Below are 17,204 nucleotides of genomic sequence, written 5' to 3'. Positions count from 1 at the left end.
CTCAAGCTCCTTTTGACGCTGCGGGTCTTTTGGACTGCAGCTGTTCATACAAAACCAGAGTTTGTATGGGTACTCAAACTCTGATATCAGCGCAAAGGCCATACCTAAGGTTACGTGTGCTTTCGATAGCGGTAGGCATCTGTTCGTCCCTTAAACTATTTGTCGATAACATCGCTGCGACTATTTCACCGCAAGATACAGAGAAAGGCTTTTCTGTATCTAACCCTCTAACTAAATCGTGGTATAGCCAGATACAATAAGTGTAAACAAATTGTTAAATTATGCTTCATTTTGACTTTCGCTCAGTAGTAAAGTTTTGCTTACACCCTGATTTTGCAGAGTAATATGCTGCTATTTTGTTGGTGGTATTTTTAAACTCGAATTTAATTACTGGCTAATGAAACATATTTGCAACAAAATTTGGCTGTAAAATTTGACAAAGTGAGTCATTATTAATGAATCAACTCAAACAGTTGCTATATGATGAATTGCAAATTTTTGTTGTGCTCGAAGCCTCGACCTTATGAGAATGCATAACTTCTTCCCAACTGAGTGGAATCAAGGTAGGGTGACGGCATTACAAATGTATACCCTCGGCAGTCCTTGAGCTTATCCAAAGTAGGTGGTGCTCAAGCGGAAGTGATTATGGAGAAGTTATGTACCACGCTCATGTTTATTTTCCCCTAAGAGAACAAGATAAAGCGCAAGCCTTGAACGAGATCATCCGTCAAGAGCGTCAAGATGTGCTGCGTGTGTTTCCATTAGTTGGAAGGTTAGTTGGCCCACACAAGATGCCGATGTTTGAAATTCACCTAGAATCATTGAGTGAAGAGTTCTTGGCGTGGCTTGATACGATTCGAGGCGATTTTTCTGTGCTTATTCACCCAGTAAGCGAAGAAGAGTTGCTCGATCACACAGAACGCGCGATTTGGTTGGGCAGAGAGATTGGTGTATTTGAAGAAAAGTTAGAGAAATAGTTGCTCTTCTCGTCCATGCATGGCCGCTTTGAATCCTTCTCTTCTCATTGCGGTCGCAGCTTCTGCTTAACGCCTCATCTTCATTGATGGATGCGGAATCCCTTTCTTACGCTTTGCTGTAGCTATTTTTGTGCTAAACCTAAAAGTAGGCTTTCGAACTTCACGCACAAAGCGTGAAAATGTCGCTGTTTAGCATGCCATTAAATGAATTTTGGTGGTAATAAAATAATAAGTATTTGATAAATCAAATAGGTATAGCAGGGAAGTGCAGTTTACGACCCCAACGCCATTGGCAGTGGCGCCGATAATTTCTGAGGGGGAAGGGTATGTTTTCAATACTCTTGGTTATACTTGCACTCTATATATTTTGGCTGTTGTTTCGCAACGGGCCTGAGTTTGCCGAGCGTACCGCCCAAAAAAAACGTGACTGGGTAGGGCCTACCGCCAACAAAGAAGAATGGCGAGGATTTTGTAGGGATGTATTTCAGCCGTTCAGTTCTCAAACGACTTTCTACGCTATTGCTTATTTTGCCAATTACGTAGCAGCAGCGAACGCAATATCTTGGTCAACGATATACGAAGGCGATTATCCGGTCATCATAAGCCGATTTGGTAGCTACTTCATTTTAAGCACGCATGATGCACTGGTCGTAGCTGGGTTTATTGCGCTTGCTTTCTTTATCATTAATTGGCAACTTGCCATGCGCTGCTCCGGTATTCTTAGCCAGTATCTAGTGCGGATTCTTATTATTAATCAAAAGCGCTTTGTCGCGATTAGCTTGGTGTTTTGCAGCTACTTTTCGTACCTACTGACGCTTGGTATATTCTGGCTGTTCCATGATGGGTATTCAATCTGGCATGGATTAATGCTTAGCCCTGTGTTCCTGCTGTTAGCTTTATTGGTAGCGGTTGTTGTGCCATCTGCAAAAAGAGAAAATAGTGTACCTAAGTAATCCCGAGATGGTTTGTTCAGCGGGAATAGTTTGGCTTGTAGACTAGGTAGTGATGTAAAGGACTAGCCAGTCTAAATCACGAAGCGGCAACAAAGTATACGAGCCGAGATCTTTACTTCATCAGGTATTTGGATGGCTTTGGGGCGTTTACTTAAGCAAGGTAGGCTGCACTTTTAACTCGATCAGATTATCACGTTCTGGTTTAGCCTTATCGAATGACAAAATAAAGCTGCAATTCGATAACCCTAGACAAGATGATATGTCTTCGTAAAAGGGTGAAGTGTTCGTACTGGGAACTTAGAATTAAAAAACGCGGCCAAAGAATAGCCGCGTTTATTAGAATAAGAGATTTAACTTTCTGTCACAGGTTCAGAGGCTTGTTCAGCGCTTGAATCCACAGCTTTTACAAGTAGTAGACCAACACCTCCAACGATGGCACCACATAGAATAAACACTAAGCGCCCCCATACTGGGTTAGGTAGCAGAGCCATAAACATGACACCTATACCTGCGACCGCGATAAGTTTACCCAGCATTTGACGTTGCTTGTTATCGAGCTTTCTCTGTGCCACTGATTCCGCTACAAGAGGCGTTGATAGGTTTTCAAAGAACTTATCGACATCTGCTTGACGTTTGTCAGTTAGAGGCTTGTAGAATAGAGTCGACAACATGAAGAAGCCACCAGTTAGCGTCATGTGTCCGATTAGACCTATTGCTACTTTCACATCAGACCATTCTCGGCTAGTCAACTCCTCAAGGCCAAACGCCGATGACACCATATCAGCTGTGATAACAAACCCAACAAGGTAGGAAACGATGCCACCCACGACTAGAGTTCCCCAACCGGCCCAGTCTGGAGTTTTCTTGATAAAGAAGCCTAAAAACGCTGGAATTGTCATTGGGAACCCGATGAGCGCACCAACGTACATCATAGTGTCGAATAGACTCAGACCTTTTAGAGAGTTTATAAACTGCGCGATTAGAATAATTGCAATGCCAAATACCGCCGATGTTGCTTTAGAAACTGCGACTAGCTCTTTCTCTGATGCTTGGCCTTTACGAACGATCGGTTCATAAAAGTTCTTTACGAAAATACCTGAATTGCGGTTAAGACCAGAGTCCATAGAGGACATCGTAGCAGCAAACATTGCAGCGACCAGAAGTCCAACCATACCTGCTGGCATGTACTCTTGAACGAAGTATAGGTACGCGAAGTCGCCTGCTTTGTTACCAGCATCTGGATAAGCTGCCGCTAAATCAACACCTTGGCCTGCAATATACCAAGAAGGCATGAACCAAATGAAAACTCCACCCAGCATCAATACACATGCTAGCAAAGCTGCTTTTTTTGCATTTTTAGAGTCTTTTGCAGCTAGGTAACGGTAAGAGTTCAACATATTGTTTGTAATAGAGAACTGCTTAACGAAGATAAAGAACGCCCAAATACTAAAGATGCTTAAGTAGTTCAGGTTGTTACCTGCAACAAAGCTGCCACTTTCTGCGACTGGGAAGTTAGAGATAATTTCAGTAACGCCACCACCTTGAACAATAGCAACGGCTGCACATGTGATCGTTACCGCCATGATGATGACCATTTGCATGAAATCGGAGGCGATAACCGCCCAAGAGCCGCCAGTTACCGACATCGCAAGTACAACTAAACCGGTAATCCAGATGGTTGCTGTCATATCAAAACCAAAAATACCTGAAGCTATAATAGCAAGGGCGTTAAGCCATACACTTGCAGAGACAACACTGTTTGGCATCGAAGACCAAGTAAATACTTGTTCGTTTGTTGTACCAAAACGCATACGAATGGCTTCTATGACAGTTACGACGCGTAACTGACGAAATTTCGGTGCAAAGTAAGCGAAGTTCATGAAGTAACCAAACGCGTTTGCAAGGAAAATAATGGCGACAGCAAAACCATCATTGTAGGCTTTACCAGCGGCGCCAGTAAATGTCCAAGCAGAGAATTGAGTCATAAACGCCGTTGCTCCAACCATCCACCAAAGCATGTTGCCGCCACCTCGGAAGTAGTCGCTTGTAGTACTAGTAAAAGTTCTGAACATCCAACCTATTGCGATTAAGAATAGAAAATAGATGCCCACAATGAGAGTATTGAGTTCCATCTTTAGACCTTTGAAGTAGTTTATTGTCCTAAGTAATAGTAACGTTCGCTTCTCTTATTTGTAGTACAATAACTCAAAACCGTGACCAGTAAGGCGTAATAAACCCGTTAATTAATCATACAAGTGATCGGTGTCAGATATTGCTTTTCTCTGAAGCCGCTAAAGGTGTCGAGTTTAGGTATGGGTTCTATGAATATACTTATAAAGAATCTTAAGTCCTCTAATAAGAATGGACGCGGATTTATGCATATCTGGCAGAGGGATTTAACATCGATTGATGTAGGATTGTTAAAAAAAAAGCCCATGCAAGCCTGTACTGCATGGGCCAAACGGTACTAGTACCGCGAGCTGTCGGCTGAAGTTCGCAACAGCGGCTTTACATGATTACTAACCACTGCAGATGACGTTCGAGGGGACATCACCTGAATTCGGTTGTTTATGTAACGCTGCTAGATCTTCGACAATCATTGCGCACATGCAATGCTAAGCTCTCTAAAATGTAGTTATGATATGGAGCAACTAATCAGTTTACACTCGCTCTGATGTTGGCAAGTGACAATGGCTATTCGCTGCATTTTGCTAACGCCGACCCCATTAATGATATTGTATTATTAATCAAGGTAAATGCTGATGATACCAAATTGTGACAGAGAACATGTTTAGCAAATAGGCCTGTGATCTGGATGATTACAGGCTAAGTCGGTAAAGGGGCCCGACTGTCGCTTTTGTCTGAGGTGCGATACGGGTTTGTTGAACTAATAGTAACTCTGCAGTTGCAATTGCATCTGCAAGTGCATTATGGCCGTTGTAAGCGGGTAACCCGTAACGTTCCCTTGTCGCTGCTAGAGTCACATCTGATTCATCGGAAGCATTGATAGCTCTTTGTAACCTTTTTTCTATTCGCAAGGTGTCTATCCAAATGAGCGGCAACTCTTTTATGTTGAAAACTCGCTGTAAATATTGATTAATAAAGCTAGTTTCGACTATACATCCGTGCGCAACAATAACTTTGTTTTCTGCTGCTTTAAAGAATGTCCGCATTGCTTCATGAATAGAGATTCCATCAGTCAGCATCTGTTGGGTAATATGGTTAACAACTATGGTTTCGGGCTTAATTTTTGAGTCGCTATGTACATAAAGGTGTTGGCTTGTTGCTAAGTCAATATGGCCTTGTCGAATCTCTACCCAGCCCATGGAAAGAATGACTTCGTCCTCACTGTCTAAGCCAGTTGTTTCAAGATCTAGAACGATGAACTCAGTGTCAAAAGCTCGTTGATTTACGTCCAGATTTGGCGAGCGAAGCAGCTTTTTAAGATAAAGAGGGATGTGCTTCTTTTTACAGTGCTTTTGTCTCTGACGATTTTTTCGTGTCAATGGATGAAAGTACTCAAGTAAGCGCTTCATTATCGGCTCCCAAAACGGAGTTTGGCGACTTCTTGTAGATCTGCAATGATGCGGAACGCGTCTTTTAAATGTTGACGTTCAAAACTACCGAACGTATTGGGGTCAATGTGGTTATTTGGCTCATCTCCACTTTTTAGTGCTTCTAATTGATGGGCAAATCGAAACGACAAGATGAATTGATATGCGTTTATTATATTTTTGTACGCGTCATGGCTGAGCAGCCCTTTTTCGTTGGCTGCTTTAAAACGCTCATCAGTTGCAGTGAGGTCACATTCAACTGCAAGACCATAAATCCTTGCAAGATCAATGATTAGATTAATCGCGTATTTTTTTACGTCGAGCGTTTTCTTGTTCTCTCCCGATTTTTGTAATACTAGGCTATTGAATATTCCTAGCGGTGGGTTTGTTTTCACCGCATCGTTAACTAACATCGTAAGGAATTCTCTATTAGCGTTGATGTTAGAGTGAAGCTCATCGCGAAGTATCTGTTCAAAGTCTTTGTTTCCATAAACGGTTCGGATTTCTAAAAAGACACTGATATTGAGGAGGCGCTCGTATTCAGGATTTGCCACCCCATTTCTTATAGTACTTTTTCCAAACAGAGAGAGGCTGGCACCATTTAGGGGTCGCTGCCATAAACTTCCCTGGACACAATGGATAGTTACATTTATTCAGGCCATTACTTACTATCATTGCTAAATGTTTGAAGTAGATACGGTCGTTATCTGTTGCCGAATCATCTAATACGATGGCGCTATCTTGATCTGACAGCATATGTACTTCTTGGCGAGCATGAGAGCCTGCCACAATCCAAGAGAAGTCACAGGGAGGTGTTCCCAACTTATCAATGGCTATTTGTATTAACCTACGAGTGTACGCATCCATAATCATGGTCATCACTTTACCAATGATTTCTGGTGAAACCCGTCCTTCGACTAATGCTTCAAAAATAGCTTGGCGCTCAGACGTAAAACTAGACAACGCTTTGACACTGCCAGCATATTTGATCTTTTCAATTAAAAATATTGCTTGGACTCGATGGTTTTGAACCAAGTGCGTTGTTGTCAAAACGCCAACGACGTTATTGTCTCTGACTAGGGGTAAATTTCTTATGTTGTGCTGCATCATAATGGAGGCTGCGTGCAGAACTAAATCGTCAGGATGAATTGTTTTAGGATCAGGCGACATGACTTCGACGACTGGTGTTGAGATGCTTAATCCTTTGGCGATGACTCGCTTTGTCATATCTCGGTCGGTAATCAGTCCAACTATTTTATTATCACGATAAACGACAGCGCAGGGAGAGCACTTATCGATCATCTCGTTGGCGACTGACTGAATGGATTGCTCAGCGGTTACAATTGCAACTCGACCACTAGCAACTTCCTCTACACGCCGAATAAACAACCCTTTTTCTTTGTTAGACCACACGACATCTAATGCTGACTTTAGCCGTACCTGAGCTTGTGATGCAAAATGTTCAGCACATTCAGGATGAGAAGTGCACAACTTTTTCAGCGCAGCATTTGGAATTACATAAACTAATGAATTTTCGATTGCAATTGCTTTGTATTCTTTTCCGCTTTCGACTTCGTTACCAAGAAAAGTGAAGCCAAACAAATCTTCCGGACCAAGTTTAGCTCTCAATATGCCATCAGATTTACGCTGTTCGATAGAGCCAGTTCTAATAATATAAAGTGACTTTTCGTTCTTAGAAGAACATTGATCAACAACATCCCCCTTGCTTAAATAAGTGATCTTAACAGATGAAGCAAGCTCGCGAAGTGCACCTTTAGGTACCTTGTCAAACGGATCAATCTGGCTGATAAACTGTATGATATTTGGCAGTAGCGAGTCGGTCATAACACAACATTCTCAAAATACATTTGTATTACTATATATCAAAATATTGATGGTGTGCCATAAAGAATTGGAGGAAACGAAATTAAAAAAGCACGCGAGATGCGTGCTTTTGCCTAGTTATTAGATCGCCCAAGCCCTAAGCTTAACTGGCTTCGGGTAAGCGATGTTTTGACTCCAACAAGTGGTTAGCCGAAGCTTGACGTGCTTTTTCAGCATTGCCTGCCATTATTGCTTCATAAATCTCACGATGTTCTTCGATGCACGTATTGCCTTCCTCAGATGAGTGAGCAATAAAGTTAATGAACATTGTAGTCAGAACATGCCCAAACGGTAAGAAAAAGTCGTTTCCGGTTGAGTTAAAAATAATGCTATGGAAACGAATATCTACATCCATCCAGCGCGCTTTGTCCAGTTCGTCTGCTTTAGCGACTTCCAACATATCTTGGAATGCTTCTGATAGCTGAATTCGCTGTTCCGCAGTGGCATTTTTCGCTGCGAGTGCACAAGCTTCAGGCTCTATCGCGCGTCGTAACCCCAAAAATTGATGACAGAACTGATCTATCTCTGTTAGACCGTCCATCCATTCAATTAATTGTGGGTCTAAAAAGTTCCAGTACGCTCGGTTGATGACTCGAGTACCAACTTTTGGACGTGACTCGAGTAAACCTTTTGATGTTAAAAGTTTTACGGCTTCACGCAAAGCTGTGCGACTGATACCAAACTGTTCACACAGGGACATTTCTCCTGGAAGAATGGACCCTTGAGGGATCTTGCCTGACAAAATGCTACGAGCAATTTCGCGAGCTACTTGTACATGTAAGCTGCGCTTGGAACCGGAGATAGAATGAAATTCACCAGACATAAAATCACTTATCGTTAAAATTGTATTATTTAAGCTTGGACTATATCATCCAAAGTGTAGCTCACCAAGAAGATGTTTACGTAATAACAGCTGTCTTCACAAATCCATTTTGAATCTCCGACTGCTTTATGAAGCCTTCATGATTATGATACTTAGCGTATAACAGATGAGGCCACCGATTCTTACATCATTCCTTATTTATTTGTTAGCTCAATATGTTAGTTAACTCTAGTCGCGCCTACTTATTGTACTCACTGATTTTCAATACACAGCACACAATTTGAATAGAAGATCAGGTTTCTTGTTAAATAAAGTGATATTGTATTATTATATACTAAAGATCGGTGTGCATGATGTTACTACTCGACCATTCAATATTGAGTTTGGCCAATATACCTCGCGAGTAAAAATCATATTCATAAGATCGTTAGATTTTAGACGCTAAATAACAGTGCTTTACATTTACACAGAAAGTCTCCGCCTTCAAAGCGTGTTTCATTTGGCCTTTTCTAATTATTAGCTAAACAAGTCGTTTAGGCTGCTGGCAATGAGGAATATAGATGGCAGAGTTTTCACTTCTCGGGAATTCAAATCACAAGATACATGTACAAGTAGCAAGACAGATTTCTCGCAAAATATTGTCAGGAGAATTAAGTCAAAATGAGAAGCTCCCGAGTGAAATAGAACTGTGTAAGTTGTTTGGTGTTAGTCGGACAGCACTACGAGAGTCGACGAAGTTGCTGTCTGCTAAAGGCTTAATTATCTCTAAACCAAAAGTTGGAACTACGGTACTACCAAGAAACTATTGGCATTTTCTTGATCCTCAACTCTTAGAGTGGATCCAAGATTTAGAAGATACTAAGCCGTTTCTATCTCAGTTTTTAGGATTGCGTAAAGCCATAGAACCAGAGGCGTGTGCGCTGGCAGCCCAAAATGCCAATGCTGAGCAAAGAAAGCTGTTGTCAATTGTATTTCAAAGAATGATGATGGCAGCACGATGTCACGATTATGATGAGTGGATTGCTAACGATCATTTGTTTCATCAAACGATATTCCTTTGTACCGATAATCAATTCTACGTTCCCTTCAGCAATATACTTTCGACCATATTTAAGGTGTTTATTGACAAGTCAGTTGAAGGAGGGAGGTTCTGCCTTAATGAGCACCGTGCAATTTATGATGCAATTATGGTCGGAAACTCATTTCAAGCTCGTTTAGCCTCTCAAACGCTGTTAAATGATGAGAATCAGAGGCTTTCCGACGCCGTGAATAGTTAAGATCTTGCGTACATTTTTATTGACTAAAAAGAGTTTTCTGTCGTTTCTTTTTGTCATGAACTTTGCCTAATGACAGGGCTCTTTAGTTTAAACGTTTAACCTCATTACAAAGGTTTACTAATGTTTTCCCAACCATATATAAAGAAAAACTTATCTCTTGCTTGGCCGCTTGCTCTTAATGCTTTGTTGATGCAATCAATGCTTATGATTGATACGCTGCTTGTTACGCCATTAGGTGAAGTTTCACTTGCTGCTATGGGGATTGCTACAACAATAGTTTCTTTTGTTTTAGGTATCCAAATGGCTCTAGCAAATGGGTCTCAATTGGTACTTAGCCGTGCCGTAGGCTCTGGTCATTATCTATCGTTAAATAAAGGTTTCTGGGCAGCTTTAGTTATCAACGTTCTAGTCGCATCCTTATTCTGGCTGTTGATTACTGTCTTTGATGAAGCGTTAATCAGTAAGTTGACGGATAACGTTGATCTCTATGCGGAGACAAAATGCTACCTTGCAATTGCTAAGTTCATCGTCATATTCAATGCCATTACTCAGGTTATGATTGCGGTGTTCAATGCGCTTGGACGGACCAAAGTTCCATTTAAAGGCTATTTGATTGAATTGCCAGTCAACGTGGCGATGTCTTATGTTCTGATTCACGGCCTGACTAATTTTGAAGGTATTGGCGTTCAAGGCGCCGCGGCGGGTAGTTTGGTTGCTATTAGTATTCGGCTGTTATATTTAACCATGTGCATTAAGCTTGACGATTCTATCATCTTGTCTATTAAGAAGCTTGATGCGTCATTGAAAAGCAATATACATAAGCATTTTAAAGAGATTTTCCCCGTCGCGGCGAACGTCACAATGCTACAAACTGGCGCAACGATATACATGTTGCTGTACTCGCAACTGACCTTAAATGCTTATGTCGCTATGACTATCGTGATGCCTTGGATCAAAGCGGGTACTCAGTTCATTACTGCTTGGGCGCATTCATCGGCAATCACGATTAGCCAAGCAATTGGATCAAGAAAAATGGATGAGCTGCGTAACAATGTCGATATTAGTATTGATATGGCCGTGATGATCTCGTTCGTTTCAGCATTTTTCTTTTTTGCACTTAGTTTCGTTCTTCCTGATTTGTATCCCGACTTAGACCCGAGTACTTACAAAGCGTTATCCGCGATTGCTCCACTTTATATACTGCTACCGATAGTACGTGGCTATAACACCGTTCATGGTCATATTTTGAGAGCGTTAGGTAAAACAACGGAGGTGTTTAAGATTAACTTTACCGGTCAGTGGGTAATCTCAATACCGTTATGTGCTTTGATGATTTTATACTTGGATCTTTCAGTATTTTGGGTGTTTGCAATCATGCCGTTTGAAGAAATTGTTAAGGCATGGCCATTTAGGCATTTAGCACGTAAGTCTCTGAAAGATTTCGATATTAATAAGGCAGACAAGCTAATGTACGATTGATCCTATGACTTTTGGATTAGGTCGAAAAGATTCGTAGATGCTATGGACTAAAGAGGAGTATGTCTAGCTTATCATTTTGGGGTTTATCGAGTTTATAAATTGTGATCAATAGAGCACATCATAACTTCTTTCCTCGAATCATTCCTTTGCAAACCTTATTATATGTATGACAATATTACATATGATAAGGTTTGAACATGAAACTCAATCTACTCGTAGCCGCAATGGCTGTTACCTTACCAACTCTTGCTATCGCTTCTGATTTAAATAATGGCGTTGATTATCCAGTCCCTGCCGATAAATTTGATATGCGAAACTGGAAGATCACTATTCCTTCCGATATCAATGAAGACGGAAAAGTGGACGAAATCGAGGGTGTGGCGATGCTGAGTTATTCACACAAAGACTTCTTCTTCTTGAACGAAGAAGGCAACTTGGTGTTTGAAGTGCAGAATAAAGCGGTAACGACAAAAAACTCGAAGAATGCTCGCTCTGAACTACGTGAAATGCCTCGTGGCGCTGACTTTTCTATTCAAACCGATGATTTAGCAAACCATTGGGCTTTATCGAGCCACCCTCAGGCTGCTAAACACAGTCGCGTAGGTGGAACGTTGGAAGCGACCTTGAAAGTGAACCATGTTTCTGAACACGCCAAATTTCCAGAAAAAGGGCCTGCTCATTCTGTTGTTGTCGGTCAAATCCACGCGAAAAAAATTGATGCAAGAATAAAAGAGGGTAAAGGTTATGGACATGGAAATGAACCCATTAAAATCTTCTATAAAAAATTCCCAGAACACAAAATGGGCTCTGTATTTTGGAACTACGAGCGTAACCTAGCGAAGGAAGATCCAAATCGTATTGATATTGCATATCCAGTATGGGGAAATACTTGGGATAACCTTGAAGAACCAGGCCAAGCAGGTATCGCTCTTGGTGAAGAGTTCAGCTACAAGATAGAAGTTCAAGGAACTATGATGAACTTGACGTTTGAAACAGAACGCCACGAGACAGTGACTTATTCCATAGATCTCAGTAAGGGGATTGATAGTAAGGACTTTGAGCATGGCTACGCAGAAGACATGTTCTATTTTAAAGCAGGAGCTTATGGTCAATGTAGCGTCAGTGAGTCTCACCCTGTGTGGGGTACAGGATGTGCGGGCACCGGTGATTTTTCAGTCGACAAGAAAAACGGTGACTATAACAGCGTGACATTTTCTAAGCTCAAGCTAAATCAAAATTGAAACTAATAGAAAGCTAAGAGCTACTCGATTTCTACTTAAGCCTCATCGATTTGATGAGGCTTTTGTTTTCAGTGGAATTCTTTAAAAGGTAAGAAACAAGATAGAGCAAGCAATCACTGGGACTGGCTTGAATTTAGAGTATTGTGTTGAATTTTGTTCTTCTGAAGAGGTAAAAAAATAAAGCCAGGCTCGAAAGCCTGGCCTAGTATCAAGTGCTACAAAATAACACTAGAGTTGCTTTGAATCGATGTTATCGAAATATGCTTTTGTTGAAGCACCACTTGTGTCCCCTACGTAAATAGTTAGCTGTGATGGTGTATTCGTTGCGTCTAAGCCTGTTTCGGACTGGCTTGGCGCATCAACCGTTTTTCCATTAATAGAAACGTTAATCTCATCACCATCCCAAGCTAGGGACATTGAGTTCCAAGCGTCAGTCGTAATAGTGCCTATTTCTACGTCATCTGATCCTGCTTCGGCTTCAACTTTACCACTGCCCGAAATTCTCAATTCGTAGTAACGATCTGAGTTGTTTTTACCTGAGCCAACATTAATGTATGTAGTTTTTTCGTTGTCTGACGGAATGTAAACATCGAATGACACGCTACCGTTTGATGTTGCTCCGTTTGAAAACTCGCGCGTAACGTATGGTTTGTTGGTCGTATCTGTGTCGGATATTAGCAGAGAGTTAGCGCCGCTCTTTGATACGTCATCACTTACTACAGCCACGGACGTCAAGGTGGAGGAGTCATCAGCAACCGTATTGTATTCTTTCCAACTAGAGTTTGCTGAACTGATATTTGTTCCTACTGGGTATGAGTCAAAGTTTTCACTCACGTCTTCTGACGGTTTATCAGGATTAGAACTTCCGTCTGAAATGACAACCGCTTCGCTTGATGCACTGTTGTAAATTGTCGCGAGGTCTAAGCCTGGAATGTAGTTGTCAAAATCCTCTTCTAGAACCAACACTTCAGAGCCAGAATCACTAGAGTAAATCTTCAAGTTGTCTGCATTTAATTCAAAGTTTGTAGTGTTGCCATTATCACCTAGTCTCAGTGATACATAAGTTACAGCGGTGCCATCAGCGACAGGTAACATTTCACCTATTTGTTTACCGTTAACCGAAAAAGAGAAGAAGTTTTCTATCCAACTGACTTCTATCGCGAGGTTTTCACCTAACTCAAACGTGTCGCCTGTTTCCGTCAAGTTTCCACTTGCATCGCGGTATTTGATTTTGCCGTTTTCAAATGCCACTTCGCCATGCAAGTTGGAATTCGAGGTTTTTGCTGCATAAAATGAGATGTAAGCATTGTCACCAGAACCGTCGGCTTCCTGTTCTGTTTCTTCATGATGCTGGTAAGTTAGATCTACAGTTAGTCGGCCTGTTGAAATTTCTGAAACACTCGTTGAATCAGACAGCTTGATTCGTAACTCACCGGTGTCTTCTTCTGTTCCACCTTTATTGGTATCCAAAATTTGTACGACGTTGTTATCGCCAGCGTCATTATTTGCCGCTGCAACTGCATCTTTCACCGCATCGTTTTCTGATTCATCGTTACCGGTGAACTTTCCGTCATTTGTTCCTGAGATGGTTAACATGCCGTTTGAAACTTCATAAGTCCCTGTTAACTCGGTAGGGTTACCTAGATCGCTCTCGTCATAAAGGTTGAATGTAAGCGTCTCTGTATCTTTATCTTCGGTATAAGTTGAAGTGTAGATTGTGTAAGTACCGAAGTTATCATCATCGTTATAATACTTTTGCGTACCGTCTTCAAAGACATAGACGTTTGGCAGGTCGTGCTCATCATCGGATTTCGCCACAGTGGCTGGTGTTGAAATATCCCACATACCTTGGCTCAACTCAGACTCAGTTTCTGTTGGTGGGGGAGCTGATGGTGCATCCCTTAAATCAGTGTTACATCCGGTTAACAAACCTGTGGAAATAGCAATTGCTGCTGCAATTTTTGTTACTTGCATGGTAGGTACTCACTTCTATGTGTTTTTATTTATGTAATATTGTTAGACAAATAATTTCTGTCATCTAGATGGTTTTATCAATAGAATGATCCGACTCACACTAGATACAATGATCGCTCACTGAAGTGATGAATAAGTCACACAAAATAGTTGAATATCAACATCAATAAGAGCTGAACCTTTATGAGGTTGAGGGCTTTCTTTATAGAGAAACAGCAAAAACTAAAGGTGATTTAGGAAAGAAATTTGATTTTACATCAAGATTTTTTATTTTAAGTCATTGAATTTGTTGTTGTTTATATTTTTTAATCTTCTTCTTTATCATATGAAACGAGTTAAAACATTTCTCTGTAAGTGATGTCTACAAAGGTCGTTTTAGAATCAGACATAGCTAACACTTTTGAATATATAATAATACAAATTGTCAGTTGAGGGGCACTTACATGATTAATATCACAGAACTCTCATGATGAATTAACTAGTATTTGTCATACATTAATTCAATAGTGTTGAATCAAATCCAGGGATTTAAGTGGTATCCCAAAAAATATATACAGAGAGATATAATCATGAAAGCAGTTACAACAATGTCCCTATTCGTTGCTTCCACATTAATGGCGGGAGCGGTTTCCGCAGCAACTTTAGACTATCGCGCAGAATATAAGCATGAGAGTGAAACTTATGCCCAACGTATCAAAATTAGTGGTAGTTCTAAAATTAACGATCAGACCAAACTGAACTTTGGTGTTGAACAAAAATTCCATAGTTACGACAACTCGCATTTTTGGGATCAACTCGTTGCTGGTGATTCTGAGTTTGATTGGGGAGTTCGCTACCAAATAAATAAACAATGGTTTATCCAACCAGGGATGCCTATTACTTTTGGCGATGATGACGAAAAAACCACTTATAAACCACAAGTTCGTGTTGGTTACAAATCCTCTTTTGGCTTAAGTACCGCTTTACGTTACCGACACGAATTTCAAGTTTATTCAGATGGTGCAGGTAACAAAACACTAACGGATGGTACTTCGGTAAGCGTTGCTGGGAAAACAGTTGAACAAGGTAAGTGGACACTGACAGGCTCTTACGATATGCGTCAGTTTGATAACGAGTACCTTGATAACGTCAAGCTGAGCTATGAGATCAACTACAACAAAAACTATGACGAAGTGCGTTTATCTGATTGGAAAGATTCTGAGTGTGATGCTGGCTTAATTGTTGGTTACCAAATGGGAGATTTCCGTCCTTACTTTGAATTGTGGAATGTCAAAGGTAAGGATGGTTCAACCACGGATGACCGCCAATTGAGAACACGCCTTGGCCTTAAATACAGCTTTTAACCCGAGTGTTATTGCCTAATTGTTGTTACAGCAAAAGAGCTGTTAATTCATTTTTATATTGTAGGTGTTAGATTACATGAAGCATATTTTCTTCAAAAGCTTGTTAGCTTCTTCTATTTTACTTGCTGTGGGCTGTAATAGTACGGCGACCATGGTAGATCCATTTCCAAACAACCAAGAAACTGGTGCTGATATTCTGACTCCCGTTACGATAACGGCGAGTAGTCATGATGGTAATGTTCCAGAGCAGTTGTTTGACCAAGATATTATGACACGTTGGTCAGCAAATGGTGATGGTGAGTGGGCGATGTTGGATTACGGCTCGGTTTATGAGTTCGACGCAATTCAAGCCTCGTTCAGCAAAGGTAACGAACGCGTCAGCAAATTTGATGTTCAGTTTAGTACAGATGGTGAAAACTGGGTGACGGTTATTGCGGGTGCGCAAAGCTCTGGTCGCGCACTTGGCTTAGAGCGCTTCCAGTTTGAGCCTGCAGTAAAAGCACGCTATGTTCGTTACGTTGGCCACGGTAATAGCAAAAACCAATGGAACTCAGTTACTGAGTTAGCGGCAGTTAATTGCGGAATTAATGCCTGTCCGGCAAGTCACATCATTACTGATGACGTCGTTAACGCTGAAGCGGCTATGATTGCGCAAATGAAAGCGGAGCAAAAGGCACAAAAGGATTTACTCAAAAAGAATCGTAAAGGCGACTTTGGAGCACCAATCGTCCGTCCTTGTGAAACGACTGTGACGTGTGATCTTTCTAAAGCAATGCCTTACCCTACGTTACCGAAAGAGCCACTCGCTACAAATGCACCGGGTGAAAACTTTGACTTAACACGTTGGAAACTGACGACACCTTTCGACCATGACAAAGATGGTCGTGCTGATGATATTGATGAGTGGGACTTGGCTAACGGCTTCCAACACTCTGATATATTCTACACAGCAGATGATGGCGGAATGGTATTCAAGAGCTATGTGAAAGGCGCTCGAACTTCTGAAAACACTAAATACGCGCGAACTGAGTTACGTACCATGCTTCGTGCTGGTGATAAGTCTTACAGCACAAAAGGTGTAAATCCTAATAACTGGGTATTCAGTTCTGCACCAGTTGAAGATCAAAAAGAAGCGGGTGGTGTAGACGGTACGCTTGAAGCGACTCTGAAGATTGACCACGCAACCACAACTGGTCAGTCGCATGAAGTTGGCCGCTTTATTATCGGCCAGATTCATGACAAAGATGATGAGCCAATTCGTCTTTATTATCGTAAGCTACCAGACCAACCAACAGGTACAGTTTACTTTGCTCACGAAAAAACCAAAACTGGAACAGAGGATTACTACAGCTTAGTGGGTGATATGACTGGTGAAATCGGTGACGATGGCATCGCGCTAGGTGAAAAATTCAGCTACATCATTGATGTGAAAGGCAACACAATGACAGTTACGGTAAAACGTGATGGTAAAGATGATGTTGTTCAAGTCGTAGATATGAGTGACAGTGGCTATGACGAAGGTGGCAGATATATGTACTTTAAAGCCGGTGTCTATAACCAGAATATGTACGGTAATCCAGATGATTACGCACAAGCTACTTTCTATAAATTAAAACAATCTTTTGGTAAGTACCAAGGCTAGTTCTATCACTTTTAGTTGATTGAAGTCCTTTGCCCTCAGCTTTGTAGCTGAGGGCTT

General features: G+C 41.3%; 12 protein-coding genes and 1 pseudogene. 8 read left to right on the top strand and 5 right to left on the bottom strand.

Annotated features, from left to right (window positions below):
• Positions 1-65 precede the first annotated feature (65 nt).
• The 3 genes from UQW94_RS02505 to UQW94_RS02495 all read left to right on the top strand — a co-directional run bounded on the left by UQW94_RS02505 (position 66) and on the right by UQW94_RS02495 (position 1,930).
• Positions 66-260, top strand: coding sequence for a hypothetical protein (locus UQW94_RS02505; protein WP_127891143.1), 195 nt, complete (start codon positions 66-68; stop codon positions 258-260).
• A 396-nt stretch (positions 261-656) separates the two neighbouring features.
• Entirely contained in the window at positions 657-977 is a 321-nt protein-coding gene (locus tag UQW94_RS02500) for a DOPA 4,5-dioxygenase family protein (protein WP_005375836.1), read from the top strand.
• 326 nt (positions 978-1,303) lie between these two features.
• Positions 1,304-1,930, top strand: coding sequence for a hypothetical protein (locus tag UQW94_RS02495; RefSeq protein WP_005388545.1), 627 nt, complete (start codon positions 1,304-1,306; stop codon positions 1,928-1,930).
• 350 nt (positions 1,931-2,280) lie between these two features.
• Here the strand turns inward: UQW94_RS02495 and UQW94_RS02490 are convergent, their stop codons facing one another.
• From UQW94_RS02490 to UQW94_RS02475, 4 genes and pseudogenes are all read right to left on the bottom strand, one after another.
• Positions 2,281-4,062 (bottom strand): sodium:solute symporter family transporter, encoded by a 1,782-nt coding sequence (locus UQW94_RS02490; RefSeq protein WP_322141969.1) that lies wholly within the window; start codon positions 4,060-4,062, stop codon positions 2,281-2,283.
• A 687-nt stretch (positions 4,063-4,749) separates the two neighbouring features.
• Positions 4,750-5,466 (bottom strand): 3'-5' exonuclease, encoded by a 717-nt coding sequence (locus tag UQW94_RS02485; RefSeq protein ID WP_033906974.1) that lies wholly within the window; start codon positions 5,464-5,466, stop codon positions 4,750-4,752.
• Positions 5,466-7,329 (bottom strand): annotated as a pseudogene (locus tag UQW94_RS02480) (putative nucleotidyltransferase substrate binding domain-containing protein). The gene UQW94_RS02485 and the pseudogene UQW94_RS02480 overlap by 1 nt, the downstream one beginning before the upstream one ends.
• 142 nt (positions 7,330-7,471) lie before the next feature.
• The gene (locus UQW94_RS02475) at positions 7,472-8,191 is read right to left on the bottom strand and encodes a FadR/GntR family transcriptional regulator (protein ID WP_005388529.1); all 720 of its coding nucleotides are present in this window, start codon (positions 8,189-8,191) and stop codon (positions 7,472-7,474) included.
• Between the two features lie 560 nt (positions 8,192-8,751).
• On the opposite strand from UQW94_RS02475, the gene UQW94_RS02470 reads away from it, so the two are divergent.
• The 3 genes from UQW94_RS02470 to UQW94_RS02460 all read left to right on the top strand — a co-directional run bounded on the left by UQW94_RS02470 (position 8,752) and on the right by UQW94_RS02460 (position 12,188).
• Positions 8,752-9,468, top strand: coding sequence for a FadR/GntR family transcriptional regulator (locus UQW94_RS02470; RefSeq protein ID WP_170893278.1), 717 nt, complete (start codon positions 8,752-8,754; stop codon positions 9,466-9,468).
• Between the two features lie 189 nt (positions 9,469-9,657).
• Positions 9,658-10,947, top strand: coding sequence for an MATE family efflux transporter (locus UQW94_RS02465; protein ID WP_025998585.1), 1,290 nt, complete (start codon positions 9,658-9,660; stop codon positions 10,945-10,947).
• A gap of 197 nt (positions 10,948-11,144) precedes the next feature.
• Positions 11,145-12,188 (top strand): polysaccharide lyase family 7 protein, encoded by a 1,044-nt coding sequence (locus UQW94_RS02460; RefSeq protein ID WP_054578992.1) that lies wholly within the window; start codon positions 11,145-11,147, stop codon positions 12,186-12,188.
• Positions 12,189-12,416: 228 nt separating this feature from the next.
• Here UQW94_RS02460 and UQW94_RS02455 read toward each other — a convergent pair whose 3' ends face one another.
• Positions 12,417-14,162 (bottom strand): LamG domain-containing protein, encoded by a 1,746-nt coding sequence (locus UQW94_RS02455; protein WP_239933139.1) that lies wholly within the window; start codon positions 14,160-14,162, stop codon positions 12,417-12,419.
• A 569-nt stretch (positions 14,163-14,731) separates the two neighbouring features.
• Here UQW94_RS02455 and UQW94_RS02450 point away from each other — a divergent pair.
• Together UQW94_RS02450 and UQW94_RS02445 are read left to right on the top strand one after the other, a co-directional pair.
• The gene (locus UQW94_RS02450) at positions 14,732-15,505 is read left to right on the top strand and encodes an oligogalacturonate-specific porin KdgM family protein (RefSeq protein ID WP_322141968.1); all 774 of its coding nucleotides are present in this window, start codon (positions 14,732-14,734) and stop codon (positions 15,503-15,505) included.
• Between the two features lie 76 nt (positions 15,506-15,581).
• Positions 15,582-17,147, top strand: coding sequence for a polysaccharide lyase family 7 protein (locus UQW94_RS02445; protein ID WP_213867772.1), 1,566 nt, complete (start codon positions 15,582-15,584; stop codon positions 17,145-17,147).
• Positions 17,148-17,204 lie beyond the last annotated feature (57 nt).

This window comes from Vibrio sp. PBL-C16, from assembly GCF_034321865.1.
In the GTDB taxonomy this organism is placed as follows: Bacteria; Pseudomonadota; Gammaproteobacteria; order Enterobacterales; family Vibrionaceae; genus Vibrio; species Vibrio alginolyticus.
The sequence above is the reverse complement of the archived record's forward strand: the minus strand, read 5'-3'. Positions and strand labels throughout refer to the sequence as shown.

Bases quoted from the DNA above. Each gene is read 5' to 3' on its own strand.
- UQW94_RS02495 (WP_005388545.1), top strand. From the start codon at position 1,304: ATGTTTTCAATACTCTTGGTTATACTTGCACTCTATATATTTTGGCTG.
- UQW94_RS02460 (WP_054578992.1), top strand. From the start codon at position 11,145: ATGAAACTCAATCTACTCGTAGCCGCAATGGCTGTTACCTTACCAACT.
- UQW94_RS02450 (WP_322141968.1), top strand. From the start codon at position 14,732: ATGAAAGCAGTTACAACAATGTCCCTATTCGTTGCTTCCACATTAATG.
- UQW94_RS02500 (WP_005375836.1), top strand. From the start codon at position 657: ATGTACCACGCTCATGTTTATTTTCCCCTAAGAGAACAAGATAAAGCG.
- UQW94_RS02475 (WP_005388529.1), bottom strand. From the start codon at position 8,191: ATGTCTGGTGAATTTCATTCTATCTCCGGTTCCAAGCGCAGCTTACAT.
- UQW94_RS02455 (WP_239933139.1), bottom strand. From the start codon at position 14,162: ATGCAAGTAACAAAAATTGCAGCAGCAATTGCTATTTCCACAGGTTTG.
- UQW94_RS02505 (WP_127891143.1), top strand. From the start codon at position 66: ATGGGTACTCAAACTCTGATATCAGCGCAAAGGCCATACCTAAGGTTA.
- UQW94_RS02465 (WP_025998585.1), top strand. From the start codon at position 9,658: ATGCAATCAATGCTTATGATTGATACGCTGCTTGTTACGCCATTAGGT.
- UQW94_RS02485 (WP_033906974.1), bottom strand. From the start codon at position 5,466: ATGAAGCGCTTACTTGAGTACTTTCATCCATTGACACGAAAAAATCGT.
- UQW94_RS02445 (WP_213867772.1), top strand. From the start codon at position 15,582: ATGAAGCATATTTTCTTCAAAAGCTTGTTAGCTTCTTCTATTTTACTT.
- UQW94_RS02490 (WP_322141969.1), bottom strand. From the start codon at position 4,062: ATGGAACTCAATACTCTCATTGTGGGCATCTATTTTCTATTCTTAATC.
- UQW94_RS02470 (WP_170893278.1), top strand. From the start codon at position 8,752: ATGGCAGAGTTTTCACTTCTCGGGAATTCAAATCACAAGATACATGTA.